This window comes from Streptomyces sp. SID11385, assembly GCF_010548245.1.
GTDB lineage: Bacteria > Actinomycetota > Actinomycetes > Streptomycetales > Streptomycetaceae > Streptomyces.
Window position 1 is genome coordinate 1 of the sequence record NZ_JAAGLR010000258.1, and the last position, 6675, is coordinate 6675.

4 protein-coding genes are annotated in these 6675 nt (G+C 70.4%); all 4 read left to right on the plus strand.

Annotation, left to right across the window (positions count from 1 at the left end; genetic code table 11):
- The coding region (dnaA, locus tag G3I42_RS07945; RefSeq protein WP_164283720.1) for a chromosomal replication initiator protein DnaA at positions 1-1069 on the plus strand (1069 nt) is incomplete at its 5' end.
- Positions 1070-3154: 2085 nt separating this feature from the next.
- The gene (dnaN, locus tag G3I42_RS07950) at positions 3155-4285 is read left to right on the plus strand and encodes a DNA polymerase III subunit beta (protein ID WP_164283722.1); all 1131 of its coding nucleotides are present in this window, start codon (positions 3155-3157) and stop codon (positions 4283-4285) included.
- A 78-nt stretch (positions 4286-4363) separates the two neighbouring features.
- Positions 4364-5245: a phosphogluconate dehydrogenase (NAD(+)-dependent, decarboxylating) gene (gene gnd, locus G3I42_RS07955; protein WP_164283724.1), complete on the plus strand. Its 882-nt coding sequence runs from the start codon at positions 4364-4366 to the stop codon at positions 5243-5245.
- A 96-nt stretch (positions 5246-5341) separates the two neighbouring features.
- Positions 5342-6505, plus strand: coding sequence for a DNA replication/repair protein RecF (gene recF, locus G3I42_RS07960; protein WP_164283726.1), 1164 nt, complete (start codon positions 5342-5344; stop codon positions 6503-6505).
- The last annotated feature ends 170 nt before the right edge of the window (positions 6506-6675 follow it).

Genomic DNA, 6675 nt, shown 5'->3' on the forward strand with positions numbered 1-6675 from the left:
CGCGCAGCCCGCGCCGGCCGCGGGGCCGGGCGAGCCGACGGCCCGGTTGAACCCGAAGTACCTCTTCGACACGTTCGTGATCGGCGCGTCGAACCGCTTCGCGCACGCGGCGGCGGTCGCGGTGGCCGAGGCACCGGCGAAGGCGTACAACCCGCTTTTCATCTACGGCGAGTCCGGCCTCGGCAAGACGCACCTGCTGCACGCGATCGGTCATTACGCGCGCAGCCTGTATCCCGGGACGCGGGTGCGGTACGTGAGTTCCGAGGAATTCACGAACGAGTTCATCAACTCCATCCGCGACGGCAAGGGCGACAGTTTCCGCAAGCGGTACCGCGAGATGGACATCCTGCTCGTCGACGACATCCAGTTCCTCGCGGACAAGGAGTCGACGCAGGAGGAGTTCTTCCACACCTTCAATACGCTGCACAACGCGAACAAGCAGATCGTGCTCTCCTCCGATCGTCCGCCGCGCCAGTTGGTGACGCTTGAGGACCGGCTCAGGAACCGTTTCGAGTGGGGACTGACCACGGATGTCCAGCCGCCGGAGCTGGAGACCCGCATCGCGATCCTGCGCAAGAAGGCGGTCCAGGAGCAGCTCAACGCACCTCCCGAGGTCCTGGAGTTCATCGCTTCGCGCATCTCGCGGAACATCCGTGAGCTGGAGGGCGCGCTCATCCGGGTGACCGCCTTCGCCTCGCTGAACAGGCAACCCGTCGATCTCGGCCTCACCGAGATCGTGCTCAAGGACCTCATCCCGGGCGGCGAGGACGCCTCGCCCGAGATCACGGCCTCCGCGATCATGTCGGCGACCGCCGACTACTTCGGCCAGACCGTCGAGGACCTGTGCGGTTCCTCGCGCAGCCGGGTCCTGGTCACGGCGCGGCAGATCGCGATGTATCTGTGCCGCGAACTCACCGATCTCTCGCTGCCGAAGATCGGCGCGCAGTTCGGCGGCCGCGACCACACGACGGTCATGCACGCCGATCGGAAGATCCGCGCGCTGATGGCCGAGCGGCGCTCGATCTACAACCAGGTCACGGAGCTGACGAACCGGATCAAGAACGGGTAGCGGGCGGAGGGGCGCGCGGGGCGTCGGCGGGGGCGCGGGGACACGTTGGCGCGGGGGCGGCGCGCGGGTCTGGGGGCTGTGGGGGGGGGCACGGGGTGGGCGCGAGTTGTGGGTGGCGCGGTCCGTTGGTTCGCGTAGCGCTTAGCTCCGGGTTCGGCGCGCTACGCGACGCGGCTGGTTCCCGGTCGGGGGCCGTGGTCTCGCTTGACTCGCTGAAATCTCGTCACCAGGAAGAGTGACGGGATTTTTTATTTGGGCTTGGTTATCCACAGATTTCGGGGTGGGGCGGGGAATGGCGGGGAGCGGCTTGCGATCCGCGAAATAATGAATGAAGGGGAGCCCCCCAGGGCGGGTGGGGGCTGTCCGCTGCGCAGTCGCTGCCGTTGTCGCCGTGGCGGCCACACTCGACTTGGCGGCGGTGCTCGCGGCGGCCCGCCGTGCTCGACGCGGGCCGCCGTCCCCACAGCGGCCCGCCGTCCTCACATCGGGCAGCCGTCCTCACAGCCGAGCCGCGCTGGTGGCTCGCGGCGAACGGCCGACAGCGGACAACGAGCGGAAGAACGAGCGGAAGAACGGCGCGATCTCAACGGAACACCTCCGCCCGGCGCACTGACGCGTGCCCCGCCCGCTTCCGCGTACCGAGACTTCCCGGGTGCCTCATCGTGCCGCGTGGCATGTTCGCTTGAGAGCTCCTCACCTGGCACGCCTTCACTCCTACCGCTTCCGTGCACCCTCCCCTGGGCGCTTCAGCGCCCTGAGCCGGCTCCCGCAGGACGTTGCGAAGCCCCGCACGAAGTAGCCGTGCGGGCCCGGACCGGCGCCCCGGCCCACCTCCTGAGCGGCAGTCGATAGTCCAGCCCCGCCTCGACCGTTCACGACGGCCCAGCTTCGACTCGAGGCGGCTGCCCCTACCGCCGTCCGGCCGACCCCCTCACCGCCCCTTCCCTGACGCGGGTTCACCCCCCGCTGCCACCTGATCCCCCCACGCCCCGCCCCCGGCCTCACCCCAGAACCCCGCACCCCAGAACCCCGCCCCCCACCCGGCACTGCCCCCTGAACTCCCCTCACCCCGCCCCTAACGCACCGCGCCCCCGCTCCCCACTCCCCGTCACGTCCAGCCCTCGCCCCACAGGCCCAACCCCACAAGCCCCCCGCCAACCACCCCCGCACCCCCTCGCCGCCCACCTCCCCACCCCCACATCACTCCCTCCCCCGCCCCTCCCCCGACCCCCTTCCCGTTCGATTCCCCGCCCGGTTACGGGTGTTGTCCACAGATTCGGCGACTTTTTTTCCTCCACATGGTGGGGACAGCGGAGTTGTCCAGATCCTGTCCACAGGGGAGGCTGTGCGGACGCGGTCCTGGCAGGTCAGGTGGCTGGGGATTAGTGGAAAACCGTTATCCACAGGCTGTGGAGAACTTTTTGTCCACAGGCCGTCCGGAAGGCTTGTCCACCGGGTTCGGGCGGCTGCCCACAGGCAGGGGGTGGTTGTGCACAGCTTCTCCACAGGGCTGTCCACTGTTCGGCAACAAAACACGCCCCCTCACCGCTGCGAGTGAAAGGCGTCACAGCGAAGCTGACAGCCCCCCTGTGGGAAACGGTCGCGAATCTGGGGACGCAGCTGGGGACAAGTCGGCCCCTCTTGTGGACGCCCTGTGCACAACTTTCGGCTGTCCACAGTTACCCCGGGTTCTCCCCAGGCGCCGTCCCCAGGACCTGGGGATAAAAAACCGGCTCTGAGCTGCGGAAACGGGGTTATCCACGGTATCCACAGGCCCTACTACTACTAACGACTAGAGAGAGCTGGGAATTCGTTTCGAAGCGGGGCCTGTGCACAACTCGCTCCGAGGGCACCGAAGGGCCCGGAGGCCGATTTGACGACCGAGGGCACCAGCTGTCAGTGCGGTACGTCAGACTGGACACCGACGTCCTTCCCCGCCGAGGGCCGAGGGACACCTCGCTTCCCCGAGCCGGGGACGACAAGGTCCCGGCCCCCGAGCGGAGCGGGCACCAGACAGAGCGGCTGCCGCGAGAAGTCAGGCGAGCGGCGGCAGACGAGCAGGAATCACGCAGGAGGCGGGCTCAGGTGAAGATCCGGGTGGAACGCGACGTACTCGCGGAGGCAGTGGCGTGGGCGGCACGCAGCCTCCCGGCTCGCCCGCCGGCTCCGGTCTTGGCGGGCCTGCTGCTGAAGGCGGAGGAGGGCACGCTGAGCCTCTCCGGCTTCGACTACGAGGTCTCGGCGCGGGTCTCCGTCGAGGCCGAGACGGAGGAGGAGGGCACCGTCCTCGTCTCCGGGCGGCTCCTCGCCGACATCTGCCGCGCCCTGCCCAACCGCCCCGTGGAGATTTCCACAGACGGTGTACGGGCGACGGTCAGCTGTGGATCGTCCCGCTTCACGCTGCACACGCTCCCCGTCGAGGAGTACCCCGCCCTGCCGCAGATGCCCTCCGCGACCGGCACCGTGCCCGGTGAGGTCTTCGCCTCCGCCGCCCAGCAGGTCGCCATCGCCGCGGGCCGCGACGACACCCTCCCCGTCCTCACCGGTGTGCGCATCGAGATCGAGGGCGACACCGTCACCCTCGCCTCCACCGACCGCTACCGCTTCGCGGTCCGCGAGTTCCTGTGGAAGCCCGAGGACGCCGAGATCTCGGCCGTCGCGCTCGTCCCGGCGAAGACCCTCCTCGACACCGCCAAGTCGCTCACCAACGGCGACAACGTGACGATCGCGCTCTCCGGCTCCGGCTCGGGCGAGGGCCTCATCGGCTTCGAGGGCGCGGGCCGCCGCACCACGACGCGGCTCCTGGAGGGCGACCTCCCGAAGTACCGCACGCTCTTCCCCACCGAGTTCAACTCGGTCGCCGTCATCGAGACCGCCCCCTTCGTCGAGGCCGTCAAGCGCGTCGCCCTCGTCGCCGAGCGGAACACCCCGGTGCGGCTCAGCTTCGAGCAGGGCGTGCTGATCCTGGAGGCCGGTTCCAGCGACGACGCACAGGCTGTGGAGCGCGTCGACGCGCAGCTCGAAGGCGACGACATCTCCATCGCCTTCAACCCGACCTTCCTGCTCGACGGGCTCAGCGCCATCGACTCGCCGGTCGCCCAGCTCTCCTTCACGACCTCGACGAAGCCGGCCCTGCTGAGCGGTCGTCCGGCCGTCGACGCCGAGGCCGACGACGCCTACAAGTACCTGATCATGCCGGTACGGCTGAGCGGCTGAGCCCACAGGTGTGCACGGCCCCCCGGCAGTAGGCTCGGACACCGGTACGAAAGCCAGCACGCGACCTAAGGAACAGTGATGGAGCTCGGTCTCATCGGCCTCGGCAAGATGGGCGGCAACATGCGCGAGCGCATCCGCCGCGCAGGCCACACCGTCATCGGCTACGACCGGAATCCGGACGTCTCGGACGTCGGCAGCCTCGAAGAGCTGGTGAGCAGCCTCAAGGGTCCGCGCGTCGTGTGGGTCATGGTTCCGGCCGGTGCCGCGACCCAGTCCACGGTCGACGAGCTCGCCGCGCTCCTGGAGCCGGGCGATGTCGTCGTCGACGGCGGCAACTCGCGCTGGACGGACGACGAGAAGCACGCCGTCGAGCTGGGCCTCAAGGACATCGGCTTCGTCGACTGCGGAGTCTCCGGCGGCGTCTGGGGCCTCAAGAACGGCTACGCGCTGATGTACGGCGGCACCGACGAGAACGTCGCCAAGGTGCAGCCGATCTTCGACGCCCTCAAGCCCGAGGGCGACTTCGGCTCCGTGCACGCGGGCAAGGTCGGCGCGGGCCACTTCGCGAAGATGGTCCACAACGGCATCGAGTACGCCATGATGCAGGCGTACGCCGAGGGCTGGGAGCTCCTGGAGGCGGCCGACTCGGTCACCGACGTACGGGAGATCTTCCGCTCCTGGCAGGAGGGGACCGTCATCCGCTCCTGGCTCCTCGACCTCGCGGTCAACGCGCTCGACGAGGACGAGCACTTGGAGCAGCTGCGCGGGTTCGCGGCCGACTCCGGCGAGGGCCGCTGGACGGTCGAGGCCGCGATCGACCACGCCGTACCGCTGCCCACCATCACGGCCTCGCTCTTCGCGCGCTTCTCCTCGCGCCAGGACGACTCGCCGCAGATGAAGATGATCGCCGCGCTGCGCAATCAGTTCGGCGGTCACGCGGTGGAGAAGAACAGCAAGTAGGACGCCACGCGGGGCGGTGGGCGGCACGGTCGACGTGACGCACGCCGCCCCGCGCCGGTGAGTCCCGCGCCGGGAGTCGAGGAGCCCGCTCAGCCCATGCACGTCACGCACCTGTCGCTGGCCGATTTCCGCTCGTACGAGCGCGCCGAGGTGAGCCTCGAACCGGGCGTCACCGCCTTCGTCGGCCCCAACGGGCAGGGCAAGACCAACCTCGTCGAAGCCGTCGGCTACCTCGCGACCCTCGGCAGTCACCGCGTCGCCTCCGACGCGCCGCTCGTCCGCGCGGGCGCCGAGCGCGCCTTCGTGCGCGCCGCCGTCACCCAGGGCGAGCGCAGCCAGCTCGTCGAGCTGGAGATCAACCCGGGCCGCGCCAACCGGGCCCGGATCAACCGTTCCTCGCAGGTCCGGCCGCGCGACGTGCTCGGCATCGTACGCAGCGTGCTCTTCGCCCCCGAGGACCTCGCCCTGGTCAAGGGCGACCCCGGCGAGCGGCGCCGCTTCCTCGACGAACTCCTCACCGCCCGCCACCCCCGGATGGCCGGAGTCCGCTCCGACTACGAGCGCGTCCTCAAGCAGCGCAACACCCTGCTGAAGTCCGCCGCGCTCGCCCGCCGCCACGGCGGCCGCACCCTCGACCTCTCGACCCTCGACATCTGGGACCAGCACCTCGCCCGCGCGGGCGCCGAACTCCTCGCCCAGCGCACCGACCTCATCGCCGCGCTGCAACCCCTCGTCGACAAGTCCTACGAGCAGCTCGCCCCCGGCGGCGGGCCCGCGCTCCTGGAGTACCGGCCGTCCGCGCCCGGCAGCGCGCACAGCCGCGAGGAGTTCTTCGCGCAACTGCTCGCCGCGCTCGGCGAGGTGCGCAAGCAGGAGATCGAACGCGGCGTGACCCTCGTCGGACCGCACCGCGACGACCTCCTCCTCAAGCTCGGCGACCTCCCCGCCAAGGGGTACGCGAGCCACGGCGAGTCCTGGTCGTACGCGCTCGCGCTCCGCCTCGCCTCCTACGACCTGCTCCGCGCCGAGCCCTGGTCCCCGCAGCCGGCGCCCGCACCCGAGGGGCAGCGCAGCGGCGAGCCGGTCCTGATCCTCGACGACGTCTTCGCGGAACTCGACGCCCGCCGCCGCGACCGCCTCGCCGAACACGTCGCTCCCGGCGAGCAGGTCCTCGTCACCGCGGCCGTCGAGGAGGACGTGCCCGCCCCGCTCCGGGGCGCCAGGTACGCGGTCTCCGAGGGCACGGTGCGGCGCGTATGAGCGAGGAGCAGGCGAACGGCGGGCGTCCGCGCGGGCAGGCTCCGGGGCAGTCCCCGGGGCAGTCCCCGGGGGCGCACCAGCCCGCTCTCGATGCCGCCGCCGTGCCCGATCAGCCCGTGCGGCCGGCCGCGAAGCCCGCGCCGAGGACCGCGGGGTCCGGCGCCGACCTC